General features: G+C 43.5%; 19 protein-coding genes. 11 read left to right on the top strand and 8 right to left on the bottom strand.

The annotated features are described in order from the left end of the window. Position 1: 1 nt before the first annotated feature. From QTP81_RS10115 to QTP81_RS10080, 8 genes are all read left to right on the top strand, one after another. A complete protein-coding gene (locus tag QTP81_RS10115) occupies positions 2-1,198 on the top strand; it encodes a GGDEF domain-containing protein (RefSeq protein WP_289365236.1) in 1,197 nt (398 codons plus the stop codon). 159 nt (positions 1,199-1,357) lie between these two features. Further along, entirely contained in the window at positions 1,358-2,632 is a 1,275-nt protein-coding gene (locus tag QTP81_RS10110; protein ID WP_289365234.1) for a S1C family serine protease, read from the top strand. Further along, positions 2,623-3,606 carry an FHA domain-containing protein gene (locus tag QTP81_RS10105; RefSeq protein WP_289365233.1) on the top strand — a complete coding sequence of 328 codons (984 nt, stop codon included), beginning with the start codon at positions 2,623-2,625 and terminating at the stop codon, positions 3,604-3,606. The genes QTP81_RS10110 and QTP81_RS10105 overlap by 10 nt, the downstream gene beginning before the upstream one ends. Positions 3,607-3,701: 95 nt before the next feature. After that, positions 3,702-4,112, top strand: coding sequence for a hypothetical protein (locus QTP81_RS10100; protein ID WP_289365232.1), 411 nt, complete (start codon positions 3,702-3,704; stop codon positions 4,110-4,112). 90 nt (positions 4,113-4,202) lie between these two features. Further along, entirely contained in the window at positions 4,203-4,985 is a 783-nt protein-coding gene (locus tag QTP81_RS10095; protein ID WP_289365230.1) for a dienelactone hydrolase family protein, read from the top strand. 68 nt (positions 4,986-5,053) lie between these two features. Continuing rightward, on the top strand, positions 5,054-6,016 hold the full coding sequence (locus QTP81_RS10090) for a DUF368 domain-containing protein (protein WP_289365229.1): 963 nt from the start codon (positions 5,054-5,056) through the stop codon (positions 6,014-6,016). A gap of 72 nt (positions 6,017-6,088) precedes the next feature. Further along, complete coding sequence (locus QTP81_RS10085; RefSeq protein ID WP_289365228.1) at positions 6,089-6,250, top strand: YqaE/Pmp3 family membrane protein; 162 nt, start codon at positions 6,089-6,091, stop codon at positions 6,248-6,250. A 57-nt stretch (positions 6,251-6,307) separates the two neighbouring features. Then, positions 6,308-7,048, top strand: a complete 741-nt coding sequence (locus QTP81_RS10080; protein ID WP_289365227.1) for a phytanoyl-CoA dioxygenase family protein — start codon at positions 6,308-6,310, stop codon at positions 7,046-7,048. Positions 7,049-7,142: 94 nt separating this feature from the next. Here QTP81_RS10080 and QTP81_RS10075 read toward each other — a convergent pair whose 3' ends face one another. Beyond that, positions 7,143-7,538 (bottom strand): DUF3718 domain-containing protein, encoded by a 396-nt coding sequence (locus tag QTP81_RS10075; RefSeq protein WP_289365226.1) that lies wholly within the window; start codon positions 7,536-7,538, stop codon positions 7,143-7,145. 163 nt (positions 7,539-7,701) lie between these two features. Then, the gene (locus QTP81_RS10070; RefSeq protein WP_289365225.1) at positions 7,702-8,343 is read right to left on the bottom strand and encodes a hypothetical protein; all 642 of its coding nucleotides are present in this window, start codon (positions 8,341-8,343) and stop codon (positions 7,702-7,704) included. 195 nt (positions 8,344-8,538) lie between these two features. On the opposite strand from QTP81_RS10070, the gene QTP81_RS10065 reads away from it, so the two are divergent. Next, entirely contained in the window at positions 8,539-10,608 is a 2,070-nt protein-coding gene (locus QTP81_RS10065; RefSeq protein ID WP_289365224.1) for a toll/interleukin-1 receptor domain-containing protein, read from the top strand. Here QTP81_RS10065 and msrQ read toward each other — a convergent pair. From msrQ to QTP81_RS10035, 6 genes are all read right to left on the bottom strand, one after another. Continuing rightward, positions 10,605-11,249 carry a protein-methionine-sulfoxide reductase heme-binding subunit MsrQ gene (msrQ, locus tag QTP81_RS10060; protein ID WP_289365223.1) on the bottom strand — a complete coding sequence of 215 codons (645 nt, stop codon included), beginning with the start codon at positions 11,247-11,249 and terminating at the stop codon, positions 10,605-10,607. The two genes, QTP81_RS10065 and msrQ, sit on opposite strands and share 4 nt — an antisense overlap. Before the next feature lie 6 nt (positions 11,250-11,255). After that, complete coding sequence (msrP, locus tag QTP81_RS10055; RefSeq protein ID WP_289365222.1) at positions 11,256-12,257, bottom strand: protein-methionine-sulfoxide reductase catalytic subunit MsrP; 1,002 nt, start codon at positions 12,255-12,257, stop codon at positions 11,256-11,258. Positions 12,258-12,344: 87 nt separating this feature from the next. Then, the gene (locus QTP81_RS10050) at positions 12,345-13,700 is read right to left on the bottom strand and encodes an anti-phage deoxyguanosine triphosphatase (protein WP_434532974.1); all 1,356 of its coding nucleotides are present in this window, start codon (positions 13,698-13,700) and stop codon (positions 12,345-12,347) included. Positions 13,701-13,769: 69 nt separating this feature from the next. Beyond that, a complete protein-coding gene (locus QTP81_RS10045; RefSeq protein ID WP_289365221.1) occupies positions 13,770-14,261 on the bottom strand; it encodes a YchJ family protein in 492 nt (163 codons plus the stop codon). Next, on the bottom strand, positions 14,245-14,838 hold the full coding sequence (yfbR, locus tag QTP81_RS10040) for a 5'-deoxynucleotidase (RefSeq protein WP_289365220.1): 594 nt from the start codon (positions 14,836-14,838) through the stop codon (positions 14,245-14,247). Before yfbR ends, QTP81_RS10045 begins: the two co-directional genes overlap by 17 nt. 4 nt (positions 14,839-14,842) lie before the next feature. Next, positions 14,843-16,060, bottom strand: coding sequence for a pyridoxal phosphate-dependent aminotransferase (locus tag QTP81_RS10035; RefSeq protein ID WP_289365219.1), 1,218 nt, complete (start codon positions 16,058-16,060; stop codon positions 14,843-14,845). A 156-nt stretch (positions 16,061-16,216) separates the two neighbouring features. Here QTP81_RS10035 and QTP81_RS10030 point away from each other — a divergent pair, with 156 nt between their 5' ends. Both QTP81_RS10030 and QTP81_RS10025 read left to right on the top strand, forming a co-directional pair. Continuing rightward, positions 16,217-16,741, top strand: coding sequence for a hypothetical protein (locus tag QTP81_RS10030; RefSeq protein ID WP_289365218.1), 525 nt, complete (start codon positions 16,217-16,219; stop codon positions 16,739-16,741). Between the two features lie 156 nt (positions 16,742-16,897). Beyond that, a complete protein-coding gene (locus tag QTP81_RS10025; protein ID WP_289365217.1) occupies positions 16,898-17,692 on the top strand; it encodes a DUF2189 domain-containing protein in 795 nt (264 codons plus the stop codon). The last annotated feature ends 1 nt before the right edge of the window (position 17,693 follow it).

Genomic DNA, 17,693 nt, shown 5'->3' with positions numbered 1-17,693 from the left:
TATGAATCGTACGGTCGTTATATTCCCGAACTCAAACCCCAATATAACAACAGTTACCGATAGCGTGTATGACGGCTACTCTGAAATTGAACTGGAAGTTAGTGCAGATTTAATTAGTTTTACATGTGATTTAAAAAATCCAGGTTATACTCATCCGTTCTGCGCTATAGAAATTCCCGTTAACGATGGAAAGCCTGTCGATCTCAACACTTTCACCCATGTGAATATAACGATCGATAGAGAGTCTAGCGTTCCCGATACAACATTAATTTACCTGATTAACCAAGAAAGTGACTCCACTGTTCAATGGGGAGAACGTTCTAATCTTCGCACCGTTTATGTAGATAATGAAGAAACTTTTAGCCTGCCAATTGATTCTTTCACAGTGCCGTCTTGGTGGCTTTTGTTAAATGCTAAAGATTACTACGGTGGGGCGTCAAGATATGATGCAGTAACTAAAATTACAGTTGCCACGGGGGATGCCAATCAAGATCGGCAGGAGGCTATCTCGATTTCTCGCGTGGTTTTGGTCGGTAAATGGATCAACCAAGACTCATTGCGCCTTATTTTATTATCAGCATGGGCAGTTGTGTGTACCCTTCACGTCTTATTATTTATCAAAATTAAAATTCGCGAATCTCAAAGAATTCGTGCAAAAGCAGATTCGTTATCACGCCTTAATACCATTTTAAATATTGAGCGCGATAAATTTGAAACTATGGCCAAGACCGATTCATTGACGAATGTGAAGAATCGGGCGGGCTTGCGAGATGATTTCAATCGCTGCATTGATATGTATAAACAATCTAGTTGCCCTAGCTGCGCTATTTTGTTGGATATTGACCACTTTAAGCAGATTAATGACACCCATGGTCATGATGTGGGGGACAGTGTTTTAATCGAGTTTGCCGAACGTCTTCAAGACGGTGTTCGCAGTGATGATAGTGTAGGGCGCTGGGGAGGCGAAGAGTTTATTATCATCGCTTCCGGCGTTGCTATTAAGGAGGCCACAGCACTTGCGGAAAAGCTTCGCACTGCAATAGAACAACAACCATTCGGCGAGATTTCGATAACCTGTAGTTTCGGTATAAGCGAATTAACCAAGGAGGGGGTTACTAGTTGGATAAAACGCGCCGATAAGGCCTTATACAACGCAAAGAAAGCTGGGCGCAACCGTGTTGTCGCGGATTGGGAATAGTCAGCGATATATTAACCTCATTTCTTCCTGATAATCGTCTTTAGCGTTTTCATTATTAAAAGCAAAACCTATTTGCATGAACTACTTACACTGTTTATGCTTGGTGCTAGGAAAGGTTTGCGGCGGTTTGCATGCGAACATTGTTTAGGGAGTCGCTCATTGTTTTTTAAAACACGAAAACTGGCGGGTATTTTTGCCGCATTGTGTTTATTTTTTCATACTCAAAGCCCAGCCCAAACTTCTTCGTCTGAATCAGATTTGTCGGCGCTTTACGATTTAGTTTACCAAATCGTCGTAATTGAAACTGAAACAAAGAACAAATCTGCACTAGGTTCAGGTTTTCAAATATCTGCAGATGGCCTAGTGATAACCAATTATCACGTAATTTCGAACTTTGTTTTCGAGCCTGAACACCACGCAATTGAATATGTTCAATATGACGGCGAAAAAGGTGAATTATCGCTGATATATTTTGATGTGATCAATGATCTCGCAGTGCTCCAACGTGACGAACCGCCGGTAGAACATTTACCCCTAGCTACAGACATTCCATCGTTAGGTGAGAGTATTTACGCCCTTGGTAATCCAAGAGATGTTGGCATGCTTATGGTTTCTGGGGCATATAATGGCCTAGCCGACTACAGCTATACAGACCAAATATTATTTAGTGGTTCACTCAACCCTGGTATGAGTGGAGGGCCTACGGTTAACAAGTATGGCCAAGTTGTTGGTGTAAACGTTGCGACGGCCGGCAGTCAATTAAGCTTTCTGGTGCCGGTAAGTAAAGTTTATGACCTTTTAGAGCATGCCGCCGAACCACTAGCCGCCGAAGGGTATACTAAGCACATTAGTTCTCAGGTAAATCAATTTCAAGACGCTTATTTCTCTCAACTATTAGCCTTAGATTGGGAGCTGGAAACACTGGGTGAATCAGTACGTGTGCCGGGCGAGATGGGCCTAGATACCAATTGCTGGGGTAGCACAAACGAAGATGATGAAGATCGGAATATTGAGATATTACGGCTGGTCTGTAATAACTCTAATAGCATCTATTTACAGCCTAGATTAAACACTGGAGTGCTCCATTATTCCTATGAATTTAATAGCGCTATTGACCTGAGTCCTTACCGATTTCACAAGCTCATCAGTGGTGGGGGATATTACCCTGATAACAGTGCATCGAATGATGATGTTACGCAATTTGAATGTACTCAGAAATATCTGGAAACGGACGAACTGGGCAATAGCTTCGCGCAAACTGGCTTTTGCAGTCGTGCGTACGTCGATATAGAAGGTATGTACGATATTTTGTTTTATAAAACAGTTTCTGAAGACACGCGTTCACTAACGTCTCACTTTACGCTAGCTGGCGTAAGCGATGAAATCGCCTTGGCGTTTACTCAGCGCTTTATGGAAGAGGTGCAATGGAAATAGTCATAGAAATTCTTGAGCCCGGTCGCAAGGCGAGCCAAATACTAAAGTTTACTCAACCGCAAATCAGGGTAGGGCGCGCGTGGGATAACGATCTAGTGCTAACGGATGCTGAAATCGATGCTTATCACGGCATCATTGATTATGACGAGCAAGCACAGCAATTGCGGTTTACAGATTTAAATAGCTCAAATGGTTCAGTTTATAAAGGAAAGAGAGTTTCTGACTCTCAAACGATAGAGTTCGCGGAAAAAATTACGCTGGGTGAAACAAATTTTAAGATCCACCGTCAGTCAGATACGGTTGCACCAACAAAACTACATTCGAGTAGCGAAAAGTTAACCAAAACACTAGGGCGGCCGGTTTATGCATGTCTACTAGCGCTATGTGCAATCTCATTGGGTGAGTATTTCGATTTTATTGAGGGGGGCATTAAGTTTGAGTGGAATATTCAGCTTCAGAGCTTAATCTCCTCATCAATGACCTTAGTGGTATGGGCGCTAGTGTGGGGGGGAATTAGCAAGCTGATTAAGCATCATATGAACTTTTTTGCTCATCTGGCATTAGCCAGTTGCGTCATGATCATTAGTGGCGTACTCGGGCAGCTCGGTAATGTGATTGTGTTTAACACGCTGAGTGCGTGGATTACCGATCTTTACGATGCTTCAAACACGGCGTTAGTGGTGTTTATTTGGATGTACTTTGCCTTAGTTATTACCGCGAATGCCAGAGCGCGAACGCGATTAGGGGTGGCTTGCGTGGCTGTAGGTCTTTATTTGTTAACTAACTATTTATTACCGCGTTTTCAAGAACCCGTATGGGTCGCCAATGTTCCGTTGGAAACAGCTAGTTTACCGCCGCAATATATGTTGCGCGACGAAACTCCTGTCGCGGACTTTTTAGATGCTGCACGGGAAAACATTCAACGCAGTAGTGAAAACGCAGTTACAAAGAAACATGAAAGCACTAAAGAGTAGGTGCGAAGCGGAGCAACAGACGATTGTATAACTTACAATGTTTTAGTGGTTTGCAATCTGCTATTTATGTAACTATATGTAAATTAAGGATTAATATGTCAAAGTATAGCATGTTGGCAATGTTTCTATTCGTTGCTTTGGTCGGTTGCCAGGCGACTGCAGAACCCCAATTTAACGCTGAAACTATAAATGTTGAATTTGAAAGTTTGGACGATTACTGGGTTGAAATACCGGAGCCGATAAAATACCACAAAGGGCGTCCAAAATTCATTCCGGACGGTCGCGGATCAGGTGTTTATGCGATCACTATTGACTCTAACGGATTGGTAGTTAAAAAAGAGTTGGTCAGCTCCATTCCAGAAGGTTGGCTTACCCAAAAGCATGTTGATCATATGCCCACTAAGCAATATCAAGCGTCTAAAAATAATGTAGAGCGGCAGCCTGTGCGTGTAGAAATTTCATTTTCCGTCATGCCGCGAAGTGAAATCGGAACAACTAGTGATTAATATTTACATACAATCCCTATATAGGATTGGTACCTAGCAAACGTCATTACTGTATTGACTATGGATTCTTGTTCGATAAAAGGCCGCAAAATGAAAAGATTAGCTATCACCTTAATAATGTCTGTGTTTGCAATACTCAATGCTGCAAATGTTAACGCCGAAATTACTGAGACTTCTGTGTCTCTGCCTAATGGGTTGGGAACTGCGACTATGTACTCTGATCCTACACAAACTGAGAAAAGGCCCGGAGTGATTGTTATTCACGAATGGTGGGGATTAAATCAGTACGCTAAAGATCGAGCTAAAATGCTAGCTGAAGAAGGCTATACCGCTATTGCTGTTGACATGTATGGTCACGGTAAGGTTGCTGACCACCCTTCAGATGCACAAGGCTTCATGCAAGCCGCAATAGCTGAGCCCGAAAAAGTCAATGCTCGTTTTAACGCCGCGAAGGACATCTTGCGTCAACAAACCAATGTGAACCCAGAGAAAGTGTACGCCATGGGGTATTGTTTTGGCGGCGCCGTAGTACTCAATCAGGCTCGGATGGGCAATGATCTTGCGGGCGTTGCAAGTTTTCACGGTAGTTTAGGTGCCGCAGTTGAAGCTAAGCCTGGTGACATAACGGCTAAAGTACTAGTCGCTCATGGTGGGGCAGATCCGCTAGTTCCTGATGATCAAGTCACGGCGTTTATGCAAGAAATGCTAAGCCTAGATGTCGATCTACAATTTTTAAATTATCCGCAGGCTATGCACAGTTTTACTAACCCCGAAGCGACTGAAAAGGGCAAAAAATTTGAATTGCCGCTTGCCTATGATGAACAGGCCGACACGGATAGCTGGCAAGCGTTTTTGGCGTTTATTAAAGAGTAAAGTGCTGAGGTAATGTGTGCGCAACTCGCAACGCAGAAAATAGAAAGTAAAAGAGAAGTACAGGGTAAATGAAAAGTAAATTAATGCTGTTTTTAAAGGGGTTTGGTATGGGCGCTGCGGATGTTGTTCCCGGCGTCTCAGGCGGTACCATAGCCTTTATTACCGGTATCTATGAAGAGCTATTAAATTCAATTAAATCGGTTGATGTAACAGCGTTTAAGTTGTTTTTTAGTGGCAAGTTCAAGTTGTTTTGGCAGCACATCAATGGCACCTTTTTACTGGTTTTATTCGGTGGGATCGGTGTTGCACTTTTTTCTCTTGCGAAGCTAATTATTTATTTACTTGAGAATCATCCAGTGCAAATTTGGTCATTCTTTTTTGGATTGATTATCGCTTCAGCCTTGCTGATGATTAAGACCGTAAAGACATGGAACTCAAGCGCGATGGTTGCGCTTATCGCTGGGGGACTTATTGCATACTTTATCACTGGGATCACCTCAGTGGCTGACGAGAATGCTAGCTTATACTATATCTTCCTGTGCGGAATGATAGCGATATGTGCCATGATATTACCCGGCATCTCGGGTAGCTTTATTTTGTTGTTACTCGGTAGTTATGAGCTTGTGTTAAGAACGGTAAAATCTGCAGGCGAAGCCGCTATTTCCGCAAACTTGCAGGGCATGCTTGACGTACTGCCTATTATCTTAGTTTTCGCCGGCGGGTGTATCGTTGGTTTAGCGGCTTTCTCACGTGTGCTCTCGTGGTTGTTTCAGCATTATCACGATTTGCTGGTCGCCTTACTGATAGGATTCCTGTTTGGCTCTCTAAATCGCGTTTGGCCTTGGAAAGAAAGCGTTCAGGCACTTACTGATAAACACAATATAGAAGTCAATATCAGTCCATTTAGGGCGACGGAATTATATGGTGATAATTACTTATTGGCCGCCATTTCATTGTGCATTGTTGGTTTACTCTCCGTATTATGCACAGAATGGCTGGCAAAAAAGTTGTCTTCGCTGGACGTGGGTTAGTTTGCATGTACGTTTTTAAAAAGCATAAACTGCACGTTCAATAATAACTACAATCAACACAAAGGCTAATGTATGAGTCAACTTTTAAAAATCATCTTGGCAATATTCCTTCCATTTATTGCTGTACTCATTGAAAAGGGTTTAGGCAAAGATTTTTTGATTAATATTTTATTGTGCGTAATTGGTTATATTCCTGGGATCATCCACGCGTTGTGGATTGTTTCTAAGAAATAAACAGGTTTAAACCGCAGTAAAATTGAACAATATTGCAATGTTTGTTGAGTATCGTAGGTGATTACTACATCCACATTCGCTGAGTCCGGTTTCGTTAAAATCCCTGGATTTTTGAATCCAAAAGAGTGCCAACGTCTACTGAAAGTGGTGCATCGATTCCATTCTTTGTGGATGGAAGAAAACTTGCAATATTTCCATCAAGGCGTCATTAATTCTTCAAATCTAACTAAGGGCAATGTGCTCGATGACGAACAGCGCCTCGTTTTATTCAAACTGATCAGCAGTGATTCGCTAGTTTCGTTGGTGCAGCCTCTGTTAAACACTCGTCCGCGATTTATGGGAACACAGCTATTTTTTGACCCTTATGATGTTCAACAAGCCAATTATTGGCATCGCGATGGTCAGTACCACCTCGATTTGGAACAACAAAAACAAGCGCTAATCGATCAACAGGTAGTACATTGCCGCATTGCACTACTGCAAGAAAAGGGGATAGAAGTTATCCCCGGTACACATAAACGCTGGGATACTGATACAGAGTTGGCAGTTAGGTTAGAGCAAGGGGGTAGGGTTAAGTCTGATATGTTGCCAAATAGCCAAGCCGTTCCGCTAGATGCTGGGGATTTATTAATATTCTCAGCCAATATGTTGCATCGAGGATTGTATGGCAATGGTAGATATGCGTTAGATATTTTATATTGTGATGATAAACCGGAATTAACTGCGTTTGTGCAGCCGGATAGTCTTCCCAGTGCAAGGCAAAGCAAGTTACTTGATAACCCAATTATTTTTCAGTAGGGAATAAAAAAGGCCGCTTTAAAAAAGCGGCCTTTCGAGGAAGCAGATCACTCTGCCGACCATGTTGAAACATGGTGTGGCTTGCGCCACTGAATTAGATGCGTTCTGCTAAAACCTGTGCAACTTCGTTGTCAGCTAAGCCTTGCTCAACGACCCACGCCTGAAGTGTTTTGCCATCCTGCTCGGGTGCTGCTAAATGCTTTTTTGGCATCTTTTTAACCAACAATGTGCCAGCTTCAACTGCGTTGTTTAACATCGCTGTGCGGATCAAGCTATTGCCGCCACAGCTTACGCCATCGTAGTAATCTTGTAAGCGCAGATTAAAATCAGATTGGACTTTCTTCATTTTCTTGCGCAATTGCCCTTTGTCATCAGCTTGTACAATTGTGCAGATGTTTTGCAGTGCTTCGTTTACGCTAGCCTGAGCTGGAGCATTTACTAAAAGAGTTGTTGCTGCGATTGCGATAGAAGTTTTAACTACTTTCAACATGGTTAATTCCTCGTTTGTTAATCAGTGTTTGTGTTTGAACGGTTTCAATTAAACCCGAGGCAATTAAAGAAAAAAATCCCGAAGGTGATACATTGGTATGTAAAAATATACTTAACATTGCAGCAGTGGCGCGTTAGACCACCATTGCAATTGAACAACAAATCTAGTCGCACTTAACCTGTAAGTTTTTCACCATATTATCTAGCGCGGGTACATTGTCAGTATTCATCATTGAATAAACAAAGGCGAGTGCGTGGTCGCCAGATAAACATGCAAGATATTTCTGGTGCACCTTGTAAGCACCAAAATCCATCACAGCGTTGAAGTAGTGTAGGGTTGACCCATCAACTTCGTACGTCAAACATTCATCTTGCATTTCCGTTCTTATTTGACTTCTAGCCATTAATTGACGCGCGTGGTAGAGGTAATCGCACGCTGATTCTAATCCAGGAGCCATTGAAATATTCTCCGCGACACCAATAAGAGACGCGTTACTCGACACCGGTGCTCCCGGCGCGCTTTCAAAGAAACCAAATAAAGGTAACGTAGTATCTAGCGAATTATCTAAAATAGCTTGCATGTTTTCATCATCACCGGCCATCAAATCAGCGCCCATTTGTTGTGTTGCAATGATTTCTGCAATTTCTTGTGCATACCAACTCTCTGGCTTGGTGATAGTCACACCAAATTTATCATTACTGTAGACTAAGCCGTCTTCACTGGTGGTTAACGCTTCGAGTTGTGCAGTTGCGCTAGTGGTGAACAATACGGTTGTAAGCGTCAGTAAAAGCAAACGTAATTTCATAGAGAAACATTCTCATTTATGGTTAGGTTTAGAACTAGCATAACATGCAGATTGACGATTGTTATACAGGCTGATTCACTAGTCTAAACACTTTATTTTGTTGATTTCCTGTCGTATGGTTAATTTATGACCAGCCTATGAGGACAGCATCCAATAGGTGAACTCATCGCTCATTTAATCAGACAGGGAATCTTTATGTCAGAGTACACACAAACCGATAAGTTTGACGTATTTGTCAGTCACGCTGGTAAAGACAAAGAACTTGCCAAAGACATCTGTCGAACATTAGAAAATAAAGGTTTGGTGTGTTGGATAGCACCGCGAAACGTGATTGCCGGCAACAGTTACCCTGAAGAAATATTGCGTGGTATTGAGGGCTCTACTGCCTTGTTGTTGGTGCTTACTGAAAATACTCAGCACTCAGAATTTGTACTAAATGAAGTCGAGCGTGCCAAATCCTATGGCAAAATGATTTTTACCATTCGATTTGAGGATGTGCCGTTACCCAAGAGTATGGAGTTAATTTTAAGCTCCAATCATTGGGTGGATGCATGGGAGATGGATTATCCCGAGCGGCTAGAGCAAATAGTATCCGGGCTGAAAAACAAGCAATCGGTCTCTTTCGAGCCAATCAATACTTCAGCTCTGACAAAACTAGCCAGAGTGGCTAAGAAAAATGTGATTAGTATTGCCATACTGGTGATTTTACTTGGCATGGTGGCGTTCTTTGCATCCATGTACTCGCCAGTGCCAATGCCCGATTTCTATACTGAGTTGTCAGAAGTACAAGCAGACGATTTGAGTGTTTCCGTGAAAGAGGCTTATGCGGGAAGCGGAAAATTGTATTTGCAGTTCCAACCAGTTGCCACAGAACTGTACGGGGCTACTGAACTACTAACAGGCCAATATCAGGCGCACGCTGATTTCGATAACGGCGTGAGCCTTCAACAGGTCGTATCATTGGCAAATATTCGCTTTGAATTACCTGAGATGGATAGCTTACCCGCGTCGGTTACACTGACGCTGTCGGACTTTACCAATGATCAAAGTGTGTCATTAACCTATGACTTACCCCAACTCTCGGCGATCATCAGCGTTGGAGAAGAAACGGCAATCACAAAGGCGGCGCAGCGTTTAATCCAGCAACTTGCGAGTGCCAATCATCACTGTTTCGCCGTGGACGGCTTTGTCACTCGAGTACAGGGGTGTAAATTTGGCTCGATGGGGATGGCTGTGAAATATTCCCAACTGCAAAAAGTCATGGACTATGTTGCAATCGGTAATAATACATCCGACTTACAACACAAGCTTGTTTTAGCAGATAAGAACAAATGGAGTTCAGGTGGTTTCAGCTTGTCGCTAGTGCAGGACAACATTGATGTAATAGTGCCGATGTATACGGATGAAATGTATCTACAAATCGGATTTACGGATGGAACCACAAGCACTGTAAGCCAGCTAAGAACAACCGGTATGACCCAAGGAAACTCAGTGGTGTTGCTCGCTGCCGAGCAGCGGCAAGCGCCAGATTTGCTGTTGTCGGTTTCTACTAATTTGAATCAGGCGGCGCTTGTTGTACCGTATATTAATGCTGCAACTGATGTGCAATACGCGCTGTACGTGGGTGTTAATGAGGCGATGCAAGCCAATGGCAATATGCGCAGTAAAACGGGGCTTGTGCTGAATGATTTAATGTCCATTGGGACTATCAATTTGGTTGTCTCGATAGATGGCGAGTCAACGACCTATGAGTACAAAAATTCGATAGCTAGTGCCGTTGCTGATCTTGATCTCGACAACGCAAAAAAACAAGTGAAAAGCCTTTTGGGATGTGGCCAAGCTCAATGCAGTTTTGGTTGGTTGAGCACTACTCAAGCAGATATAGATCGGGTCGCAGATATCTGGGTAGGTCTGTCTGCGACTGAGTTGGTTTCCGTTGAAGAGGGTGATTTGTCATTGCTAAATCGTGCGATCAATAGTGTGCGACTGGAAAAGTTGGCGGCAGAAAAACAGCGCATTGCCAATGACACAGAACAAACCAGTAACTTGGGATTTGGTACGCCAGTCAACCTTGATAGAGGAATCCCTTTAGTCGAGCGTTTGACCGATGAGCAAGTGTTTAAAACCAGTGATGATTGGCGCTCTATAGAAAACAAACGCGAAGCAGTAATCATCAGTTACACATTTCCACTTGAACGTTTGTTTTTCAAAGTCGAGTGGCGTGATGGCACATTTTCAAATGTGTTTGTACAGGAGATTAACTAACGCGATCGCGCAATAAATCGGGCTATTTTATCGCGTCGCAACCAAAACAGCAGGACTAAAACCAATATATAGATAATTGGCTCAAGCTCAGCGGTTTTCACTGACCAATAAAAGTGGATGACTGCAAGGGGAGCGGCAACGTAAATCCAATTGTGCAACCGTTGCCATCCAGATCCCATGCGCTTTTTTAACGCACTTGTTGATGTTGCGCTTAGTAGCAGAAGAATTATAAAGGCAACGAAGCCAACGGTAATAAATGGCCGCTTAATGATCTCCGCGCCAATTAATGTCCATTCCAATTGTAATTCAAACAATACGTAAGTCAGTATATGTAAACTGGCATACAGGAAAGCATAAAGGCCAAGTAAGCGTCTCAGGTTAATAAGGCTCCCGGCCTTAAACAACATCGCTAAGGGCGTAACGGTTAAACTCAGCAACAGCAAATTAACGGCGCCCATACCCGTAAAATGGAGCAGTGCATCGACCGGATCACCGGGGATCGCGTCACTGATGGTCAGATAAAGCATATAAGCTACCCAACTTAAGCTGATAAGGTGAATAGCCGATTTTACGGTTGTTAAAAGGTGCGTGGGAATGCGAACCGGCTTTTGCACCAAGGATTTGATAGGTTTAACTCTCATGCAAGCTTAATAAAATTTACGCAAATCTAAATCTTTGTATAAAGGTGCTACTTCTTCATAACCGTTAAACATTTGTGTTTCGATGCGATTGCGCGCTAGTAAGCCGCCCGTTGTAATGCGGCGTTCGCGCGCTTGACTCCAGCGGGGATGATCAACCGTGGGGTTTACATTCGCGTAAAATCCATATTCGTGAGGGGCTAAAATATTCCAAGTAGTTGGAGGCATAAGATTGGTAAGTTTAATCCTTACAACAGACTTAATACTCTTAAACCCATACTTCCACGGTACTACCAATCGAATCGGCGCACCGTTTTGAGGAGGGAGCGTTTTACCGTAAAGACCGACAGACATGAGCGTGAGAGGGTGCATCGCCTCGTCCAGACGCAATCCTTCTACGTATGGATAATCAATGCCTCCACCGACAAAGCGACTCCGTTGTCCTGGCATCTGCTCAGGATCGAAGAGTGTTTCAAAAGCAACAAACCGAGCACCGCTTAGGGGTTTTGCATCTTTGAGCAACTTACCTAACTCAAAACCGATCCAAGGAATGACCATCGACCACGCTTCGACGCAACGCAATCGATAGATGCGTTCTTCTAACCCATAGCGCTTAAACAAATCATCGAAACTGAGGGTTATCGGATTTTCAACTAAGCCATCGACCGTTAACGTCCAAGGATCAACTTTGAAGTCTTGTGCATTCGCATAAGGGTCATCCTTGCCCGTGCCAAACTCATAGAAATTATTATACTGAGTGACCTTATCTTCTGGGGTTAATGCCTCATCCGACTGAAATGCACGTGGCTGACTGAACGTCAACTCATTGGTTTGGAATAAATCTTCATCATCACTGCCGAACCAATTAAAAGCATGGGCTGGTTGTGTTAGCAAACTACCAGCGCCTATAAATCCAAGACCTTTGAGAATGTTACGTCGATCACGATAGACCTTTTCATCAGTTACATCGTTCTCAGTCAGATCTGAGGTTTTATTACTTCGAATTAGCATAGTGGATACCGCACAATTTTAGTCTTATTACGTACCAAGACCGAAAATTGATTGGTTAAATTTCAGTAATTTAACGGTGTGTGTAAATTACAACGACAATGTATCGTGTGTGCCGCCACGCTTAGGCACAAACATATTTGAATACAAGCGCGAAGCAAACTCATCAGTCATTCCACTGATATAATCGGCTATGACCCGCATGCCTAAATTCTGCTCTAGTGCGTTTTGCCAACGCATACGCGTATTTAACGGAAGTAAACGCTCCGGATCGGACGCGAAGGCTTCAAACAGTTCCATAACGGTTTGCTGTCCCTTATATTCGAGTAACTGGATCTCCGGCTTTTGAATGACCTTTAAATACACAAACTGCTTAAATAAATCCAATGCTTGTCCGTATTGCTCTGGCATTTGAGCTTGGAAATCGAGTAAGGGGCTCTCAAATTTATTCAGAGGTACTAATTCGATGGCAGTGATGAACAAATTAACCAATGCGCCAATTGCGTTTTTGCGCTCATAGTGCTCTTGATTAAACAAACGCTGACTTAACTGGCTGAAGTTGTTCGATAACCCTTCTACCTGCAAATCACTAATACGAGCCTGCATGAAGTCGTCAAACTCGGCTTGGTTAATCATGCCCATCACTATTGCATCTTCTAAATCGTGCACACCGTAAGCAATATCGTCGGCAAGTTCCATAATTGAACAGTCGACCGACTTATGTTGGGTTTTGGAATGTCCTAGCGAGCTTTTTCCCGGCTTCAAAGCCATATATAAATCTTTATCTGCAGTCGAAAACGGGGCTGTTAGCCAGTCAAAGATACTCGCATCACAATCAAAAAGCCCCTTCGGGGGTAACCAGTCATGAGCCTTAACAACCCTTAGTTTATCGGGCTTTGTAGCGGTTTCGCTATTGGTGCCGCGTAACCTTGAAATGAAGTTGGGATACTTCACTAAGCCCAAAATCGCTCGCCTTGAAAGGTTCATACCATGCTCTTTGGTGTAAGGCTCCAATTTGGTCACAATACGAAAGGTCTGGCCGTTGCCTTCAAAGCCACCCGCATCACTCATCATATAATTTAATGCTATTTCACCACCATGACCGAAGGGAGGATGACCAATGTCATGGGCTAAGCAAAGCGCTTCAACCAAGTTGCTATCTAACGCAAGATGGGAAGTCTCCTGAGGATACTTAACACTCAGTTGGGCACATATACCAACGCCTATTTGTGCGGCTTCTAAAGAGTGAGTTAAGCGGGTGCGATAAAAATCGCTCAGACCAACCCCAAGTACTTGAGTTTTGGCTTGTAAACGCCGAAATGCGGCGGAATGAAGTATGCGTGCCTTGTCCCTTTGATAGGGACTTCGATGGTCACCATCGCGATTTTCGACTCGCGGCAAACGCCGCTCACTCCACACTGACGACGCACTGACATCCTGCTGCACGGTACTGCCTATTTGGGTTGCTTTATGAACATTTAAGAGAATAAAGGACTCTGCGTGCCTGAGCAATGGTTAACCGGCAGTAATCAAAGGACTACAGCAGCGCTTAAATTTGTTACCTGAACCGCAGAAACAGGTTTCATTGCGACCTATCTTGAAAACGCCATGCGCGTTGATATCACCATCAATATAGCGCCAACGACCATTGTCCTTTACAAAGCGCGAGTGCTCAGACAGTTGCTGTAATTGTTTGTTTTCGGCGAAATAAGCAATAAAGTCGACGGTACCAGTGTTGGGTTCACAGGTTGCATTGAGCACTCTGAGCGCTAACCACCGGGTATATTGATTGTCTTCAGCCAATCGATCAGCATCTACCGTCGGTCTCGTAGACGCCGTGTAAGTATCTAGAATGTATTGATAATTCGCTGTGGCATAAGCACTGTACCGGCTTCGCATCAGCATCTCTGGCGTGGTGGCCGAATCATTTTCAATCACACCAAGACAGCAGAGCTTGAAAGGTTTGCCCGAGCCGCAGGGGCAGGGATCACTACTCGGATAATTCATCGACGCTAACTAAACACTTGTCTTTAAAGGTCGCTAAGAAAAATTCGACTTCAGGCATGGTTTCAACGTAATTTGATAACATATTTTCAAGCCTAACCTTAACGTGATGAAACTCGCGATTACCAAACGCAATCTCGTCACAAGCTTTTAAATAGGCTGCGATCAGATCCGCTGCCTTAACAATCTTCTTGTATTCAGGGTCTACTGCAGATTGCACTATAAGGGGCTTGAATTGCTCTTGAAGCTCTTCAGGTAGTGTTTCTAAGCACTCCAATTCAGCAATTTCTTCGAGCTTTTTAAATTCTTTCGTTAACTCAGGATTGTGGTACTTCGTTACATGGTTAATATCTTGTAGCTTTGTTTCTGATATTTCATGATACAACGCGACAGTCACTGCGCGCTCCGGACTTATCGTGCCTGCAAAATAGTGGTTTTTGATCACTGCTAAAAGGTGCGTGATCACAGCGACTTGATGACTGTGTTCAGCAACGTTTTCATTCTTTACTGAGTGCATTAAAGCCCAGCGCTTGATCAACGGCATACGCAAGATCCAGGCTAAAAATGTACTTTGTTTCATAACCTTAACTCTGGCGGTAATAGCTGAAAAAGTTGGCGATACGGTCAAGAGCGGCGCTGAGTTCATCGATATGCGGTAAAAACACCAATCTAAAGTAAACGCCGTCTTTAAGATTAAATGCGCTACCGTGAACCAATAGGATCTTCTCGTTTTCAAGTAAATCCATAATCATCTGTTCATCGTCTTTAATATTGAACTTGTCGTGATCAACCTTCGCAAAACAATACATTGCTCCCTTGGGAACTACACAGGTTATGCCATCAATCGCGTTGAGCTTTTGCTCTGCTATATCGCGTTGAATTTTTAATCGGCCCGTGTCGTGGATAAGCTCATTAATACTTTGATAACCGCCCAAGGCCGTTTGAATTGCATGTTGGCAGGGCACATTGGCGCACATTCGCATCGATGACAGAATTGTAAGCCCTTCAATGTATTCCTTTGCGGCCAGCTTATTACCACTGACCATCATCCAACCCGCGCGGAAACCGGCTACGCGATAGTTTTTTGATAACCCACTAAAGGTACAAATCACTAAATCTTCAGCCATAGAGGCAATACAGTGATGTTGCGCATCGTCATATACTATCTTGTCGTAAATCTCATCACTGAATATTACTAGCTTAAACTCTCGGGCAAGCTCAATAACTTGCTGTAACAAGGCTTTATCGTAGACTGCGCCGGTTGGGTTATTGGGGTTAATCAGTACGATCGCTCTGGTTTTATCGGTGATCTTACTGCGAATATCGTCAATATCGGGAAACCAACCATTTTGTTCATCACAGCGATAATGAATGGGTGATCCAGAAGACAAACTAACAGCCGCTGTCCACAATGGGTAATCTGGTGCAGGCAATAATACTTCGTCACCCGTGTTGAGTAGTGCTTGCATCGACATCATGATCATTTCACTGACGCCATTGCCGATAAATACGTCCTCTATAGCTGTATTACGCACACCTTTTGATTGGTAGTACTGCATGACCGCTACCCGAGCCGCATATATCCCAGTTGAATCCGAATACCCTTGCGCGTTTGGCAGGTTGCGGATCACATCTTTGAGGATGTCATCGGGTGCCTCAAAACCAAACGGAGCGGGATTACCAATATTAAGTTTTAAAATTCGATGACCTTCGTCTTCCAGTTTGCGGGCGCGTGCTGCAATTGGTCCACGGATGTCATAACAAACGTTATCGAGTTTGCGGGACTTTGTAACGGTGATCATAGTTGTACTTCCTTGGCTATCAGAAACAGAGTAATACACGTAGGCTGTCGCTGTTAAGCACTTATTACGAAATGGCTGTAAAAATCCGTTACAACTTATTGCTTGTATAAAAAATCAACAGAATTACACTCGAACCGAGATGTTCAGGAGGCTGTCATGCCGTTACCTTTAGTTTGGTTAGGTGCAGGTGCAGCGGCGTTATTCGCTGGTACCAAATTAACGCGCGAAATACAAAAATCGCAAGGTTATATCAATCACTTCCCTGGGGAGTGCAAGCGCGCCGTGCAGCCGATTGACGGTGCAGTTGTGTGTTGTGGTATTTATGAAGTCTTCCAACATACCGGTATTTGGGTTGATAACAACATCATCGAATTGCGCGGTAATGGTTTGATCCGCGGTATTTCCCCCGAACGCTTTTTAACCGAACGCAGCGGTAATACTATTTTTGTTGCATGTGACAAACATCGACAACCGTTGGTTAAGCCAGATACTGCTGCAGTCGCGTCGTCTCGTTTATTTGAATACAGTGAATATGACCTGCTCAGTAATAATTGTCATCGATTTACCATGCACTGTGTGACCGGTGTTGATCGCCAAATCACAAGATTTGCTGAATTGAATGCGACAATGTGTGCCACGTTCAACACTAAGATCTACTGGCAACCCATTATTAACGCCTAGATTTTTATACGATTTTAGAATTTCCCGCGCTTTCCACTATACTTTGTTAATAAAGTGTGAACTAATTTAGTTGATGTTCACGTATGCAAGTATACGTAACTGTTTAAAACCGGTGTATATCCGGTTGTCCGAAGCTGGAATCATAAGGAAATTGCTATGTCGCAACATTTCAAAGAAACGCCACAAAACGCCATCACTGAAAGTAAAATAGCGCGCGTTATTCCTTGCAAAGAATTAGACGTTGGTGACCCGATAAAATGGTTGTCTTTAGGTTTGCGTGATTTCTTTCGCACACCTGGTCTTAGCGTTTTCTATGGGGTTATTTTTGCAATCATTCCCTGGACTATCGCCTACTTGGTGCAGTTAACCGGTTGGCACTTAGTTATCTTACCGGCGATCGTGTGCTTTATGTTGATCGGACCGTTCTTAGCAGCAGGCTTGTACGATGTGAGCTGGGAACTAGAAAAAGGCCATAAGCCGAGTCTTCGACACTCATTGCGGGCGATAACACGCAACGCAGTTAACGAGTGGGGGTTTGGCCTAATGCTGATGATACTTATGATTTTCTGGCTTCGCGTCGCATCATTGATTCATGCATTATATCCACAGTACCTAGACCCAACGCTTGAGAATTTGCTGCCATTTTTGGCGCTGGGTACGGTTGTAGGCGCTGGATTTACTATGCTGGTATTTTTCATAAGCGCATTCACACAACCCATTCTTATGGAGCGTAAAGTTGATATCGCGACTGCGGTTTTAACCAGTGTGAACGCTGTGTGGGTCAACAAAGTGCCAATGTTTATTTGGGGTGGAATCATTTTCACGTCCGTTGCATTGGGCTTTGTCACCGGTTTTGTAGGGTTTATTTTCTTAATGCCGTTGATTGGCTACGCCAGCTGGCATGCGTACATCGATGCAATCGAAATAAAACGCGAGCGCAAATACGAATAGG

The organism is Neoalteromonas arenosi (assembly GCF_030362855.1).
In the GTDB taxonomy this organism is placed as follows: domain Bacteria; phylum Pseudomonadota; class Gammaproteobacteria; order Enterobacterales; family Alteromonadaceae; genus Alteromonas_E; species Alteromonas_E arenosi.
This window is presented reverse-complemented; position numbering and strand designations above follow the sequence as displayed.